We start from the raw sequence: 4,560 nt of genomic DNA on the forward strand, positions 1-4,560 counted from the left end.
AATATTTCGGATACTTTCATCAAGATACAGAAATCGCAGACGGCGATTTGGTCTGAGATTGAATTTGATTGCTGGTATCTACAATTACGAACTTCGTTACCGACAAAAGGATATATCTTGATTACTTTTGCAAGAGATCTATTGAGGGTGGCGGTGGTGGCTCCGGCGGCGATGGTGAAGGTGTTGGCTGTCACCGCCGTGATATTTGTGCCGGCAGTGAAGGAATAGTCGGTGGCAAGGGTGGCGGTACTGCCAGTGGTGTTGAAGTTGACCACTAACCCACCCGTTGGCGCGGCGGTGTCTAGGGTGATGATAAAGGTGCCGACGGTTCCCCCTTCTAGGGGGTTGGTGCCGGGGGCGATGGTGATTTTGGGGATGGATGCCATTTCCACACTAATCGCTTGCCCATCAACCGTAATAGTCGCCGCGTCATTTTCCTCTCGTATCGCCGCGATTTGCTCCTTTGTCAGCACTTCCCCCCGCACCAGCGCCGAAAATAACTGCCCCTCATCCCCCGGGGTATCGCTGCTGTTGATTTGCGCGTCGATAAAATGCCCAATTTCTTCTAATAACACCGCGCTGAGGGTGGTAGCGTCCCCCGAATCAATCAGCGCTTGAGAGATATAAATCTTATTAATACTGCTGGAATATGCGCCGAAAATCCCTGAATTGCCAAAGTTTTTAACTGTAATAGGGGGAAGTTGACTAAAATCTCGACTTTGCCACTGCTGTCGTAATTGCGTCGCTTTAACCACATCATAAGTTTGTGCCAAAAGCAGTTTCTAAATTTGCCCAAAACCCATCAGATTGAGCAAAATCGAACAAAATATCGTAAACAGCAGGAAGAAGCGCCAACAGGGTAGAATTCATGACATTGAACGCAAAGGATGACTGGGGCTATTTTATGCAAACAATCCCCAATTTTTCAAGACCTCTGTAACAGAAATTAATATTACAACAAGAAAACGGGTTTCTCAAAGAAACCCGTTTTCTAAATAGTTTCTCGCAGAAAACCGTTTTCTAAAGAAGTTCTAGGATTGAATTTTTGCCAAAGACTGCTTAAATTCTGCGAGAGAATGAGCGGTAGCTGCTAATTTTAGTAGCTCTTCTAAGATAGTAGGGTTAGTCATTTTGCCGATTATCTCTTCAATTTCTGAAGAAATCTGTCCAAACCGCACAGTTAAAACTGTTTTTATAGCATCGCGGCTTTTTTCTAACGCGCCAATTTCCTTACCGCGTTCCATTCCTCGTAACTCCATATTACTCATTAAAGGCATGGTTCTTTCCTCCTCAAATTGTTTGATTTTACTTTCTAAACTTGAATGCAATTCAGGGGATAAAGTCATCATATTGTCGATGATTTCAAACAGTTTACTAAGTAAGGTAGTTATTACCCACACTACTTATTTATGATGATACTAAAAGACTTCCTACACTCCTCAAAAGAATTTACTATAAGTGCGGCTTTTAACATCTCTTCTAAAACCGAAATAACTGAAGCATCATTGAGACATTGTCCAATATCTCCAGGGATATCGCCTAGTCGGTTTTCCAAAACTTTTTTCACAAAATCACGAGCATTTTCTAACGCTCCAATTTCCTTACCGCGTTCTATTCCTCGTAACTCCCCAATTTCCTCACCAATTTTCCTTCCTCGTAACTCCATATTACTTATTAAAGGCATGGTTCTTTCCTCCTCAAATTGTTTGATTTTACTCTCTAAACTTGACTGTAATTCAGGGGATAAGGTCATCATATTGTCGATGATTTCAAACAGTTTAATTATCTGTTCCCTCTCGAACTCCTTTTCATATAATCCCCTGATTAACTTCCACTTCCACTGTTCCCGTTCTGGCAGCTTCCCAGTAGTTGCTTTTGTTTTCAGGTGTGCCATGACTATTATAGCAAAGGGATTGCTGCTTGTTTCTAGTTCTGACCATCTTTCCTCATAGTCCAGTAATTTAACCGTTGGGAATTTCAGACTCACTTCACAGCCAGCGATAGTATAATTATAGGAATCTGGTCGCCAATTTACTCGTTCATCTCCTAATATAGCGAGACTGATAAACGGTTTCTGATACAAATCGAAAGCCCGATAGTTATAAATATACATCCTCTGAGGGAAATTTTCTTCGTATTGACTTTGAATTTCAATATGAATCAAAATCCAGACTTCTTCACCACTGAGTAACCAGACTTTATAGAGTTTGTCAGCGAAACGTTTTTTGGTCTTTGCTGAAGCGGTAATCCGTTTCAGTTCTTTTTCTAGGGATTCGGGAATTTTTGTCCAATCAATCAATTGGTGAACTTCGGGAAAAAATAAGCATAAAAACGCTTCAAAATACTCGCTTAATGCTTCTTTCCAGGGTTCATCATAATTAGCGGTTGTTTGTTTCATTATGACAATTTTAGTGGGTTGTTGTCAGAAGGCGATCGCTAACATAAGAACTAAGCAGTTAAAGTATTTAATACCAATTCTCCAAAGTCTGACTACAGAAGTTTAATCCCCCTAAATCCCCCTTAAAAAGGGTGACTTAAATTCGATGTGTAGTTTTCATTTAGAGAAATGGTATAACCAATTGATTAAATCTTCAACCCTAGAGAAATCGAATAAAGCTTCTCTCTCACAAGTCCAGAAAACGAGTTTCTCAAAGAAACCCGTTTTCTAAATAGAAACCCCTTTTCTAAGTTGAGATTGCTTCTGCACCTTTTTCTGATTTTTCTTGCCAAGTACCGTGAAACCCCGGAGGGATAACACTGGGTAATTGCAGACAGCAAAGGGGTTCTTTTTCTAGCTGCTGACTATCATAGATTCTCACTTGGCTGCTGTGATTATTGCCGTCGTAAACCACGACGATTAACCATCCCGTTTCTGGAGATAAACCATCGGAGACAAAAATCGCTTCACTGCCATAACAGTTATTTTCTAGATAAGCGATAGTTAACTTACCTGTGTAGTGATTATAACAAGCGGGAAGTCCGATAATTTCCCGACGAATATCGCTATCGGGACGATGGACAGCTAAAAAAGTATTTTGCCATTTTTGCCCCACCAGTTGCGGGGAAACCACGGGAAAATCACAGCTTAAATCCGAGAGAATTTCCTGATTAATTACCTTTGCTGATAGGGGATTGATGGTGATACTTGCTAATTTTCCAATGGCTAAGGTTTCGGTTTCACCCGTGGCAACTTCTTTTAAAAATTGATTAGTCTTAAAGTCATCATAACGGATAAAAACAATTTCAAGATTGCCTTGGTCATTTACACAACCATTAGCAAAGTGCCATTGAAACCAGGAATTCGTAACACCTTGGCTGACTAATTGCAGAGAATCTCGCTCAAAAATTAGTATTCTTGTTCCTAATTCTGGCTGCCACTGCATGGCATCACTAAAAGTTTTAAATCCCAACAGTATCGATAATTTATCCGCTTTTATTGGTGGGACAAAAAAGACGAGATACTGTCCTGCTAAAACAAAGTCATGCAGCAGAGATAATCTATCTAAATCAAAAGTGTTTTTCTGGATAATTTCACCAGTGGAGTCAGACTTATAGAGATTTAAGCTAACTTTAGCACTGATTGTCACCCCGAAATTAAAAATCTCTCCTCTGGATAAATCTAGCTTAGGATGAGCGGAAAAAGTTTCCTTTGCTTGTAACCTAGATAAATTATCTAAACCTAGGGTTTCTAAAGATTGTAAATCTAATTTATGGGGAAAACCCCCTTCCCAGAGAGCTAATAATTTATCGGGCAAAGCTAACACCGAGGTATTAGCGGCATTTTTTACCTCTTTTCCCCAATTATTCCAAAAGAAGCCGGGGGCATTCATGCCATAATTAGGAAATAAATATTGATTAGCGGCGCTTTCTTGCTGATAACCGGCAGTCTGAACATAACGATAGGTGGCACTGGCTCCCTTATCATGAAAATGTACAGCTAAAACTGCCCCATCTCCGTCAAACCAATGACCAACTTTTTGCTTACCTCTTTCTAATCTCCCTGGACCATTGCGATAGAGACTCCCCCGCAATCCCTCGGGAATTTTCCCCGATAATAAGGTTAATTGGGTTTCAGAAAATTCCACTGCTGGTTTTTCTAGAGATTTTGCCCAAGCTTTCATAGATTTGTTTTTTTTTAGTGATTACATAGTTTAAGTATAGCCCTAGACTAGGTTCAATGACGATAAATTAGGCAGTTTACCAGTTAATTAGTATTTACCACAACCCATCAATTATGTCATGATAAAGTATCGGGATCAATTCCCAGAGAACGGATATATTCAGCTAAACGTTCAGCTTTAAGACGCTCTTGTTCTAACTGTAAACTTGCTTGTTCAGCTTTAAGACGCTCTTGTTCTAATTGTAAACTTGCTTGTTCTGCTTTTTGAGATAACTCAATAGAAGTTAAAAATTTCTGACCATCTAAACTATAAATTTCTAACTCCTTTTCTGTCAATTCAAATCGGATATTTAACCGAGGACTAACCCATCCCTTAATCTCAGGTATAGAACTTAATATTCCTTCCTGTCTCCACCATCCTTGAAAACTATGAGAATCTG

2 protein-coding genes and 3 pseudogenes are annotated in these 4,560 nt (G+C 39.9%); 1 reads left to right on the top strand and 4 read right to left on the bottom strand.

Annotation, left to right across the window (positions count from 1 at the left end):
* Positions 1–121 (top strand): annotated as a pseudogene (locus ACOCD9_RS19845) (IS5/IS1182 family transposase); the annotation flags it as partial.
* A 910-nt stretch (positions 122–1,031) separates the two neighbouring features.
* Here ACOCD9_RS19845 and ACOCD9_RS19850 read toward each other — a convergent pair.
* The 4 genes and pseudogenes from ACOCD9_RS19850 to ACOCD9_RS19865 all read right to left on the bottom strand — a co-directional run.
* Positions 1,032–1,373, bottom strand: a pseudogene (locus tag ACOCD9_RS19850) (transposase); the annotation flags it as partial.
* Positions 1,374–1,399: 26 nt separating this feature from the next.
* Positions 1,400–2,398: a hypothetical protein gene (locus ACOCD9_RS19855; protein ID WP_419548257.1), complete on the bottom strand. Its 999-nt coding sequence runs from the start codon at positions 2,396–2,398 to the stop codon at positions 1,400–1,402.
* Positions 2,399–2,684: 286 nt separating this feature from the next.
* Positions 2,685–4,121, bottom strand: a complete 1,437-nt coding sequence (locus ACOCD9_RS19860; RefSeq protein WP_419548258.1) for a carotenoid oxygenase family protein — start codon at positions 4,119–4,121, stop codon at positions 2,685–2,687.
* Positions 4,122–4,237: 116 nt separating this feature from the next.
* Positions 4,238–4,560 (bottom strand): annotated as a pseudogene (locus ACOCD9_RS19865) (Uma2 family endonuclease); the annotation flags it as partial.

This window comes from Microcystis sp., assembly GCF_048564745.1.
Taxonomy (GTDB): domain Bacteria; phylum Cyanobacteriota; class Cyanobacteriia; order Cyanobacteriales; family Microcystaceae; genus Microcystis; species Microcystis ichthyoblabe_A.

Coding starts and splice junctions, on each gene's coding strand:
- ACOCD9_RS19855 (WP_419548257.1), bottom strand. CDS start 2,398: ATGAAACAAACAACCGCTAATTATGATGAACCCTGGAAAGAAGCATTA.
- ACOCD9_RS19860 (WP_419548258.1), bottom strand. CDS start 4,121: ATGAAAGCTTGGGCAAAATCTCTAGAAAAACCAGCAGTGGAATTTTCT.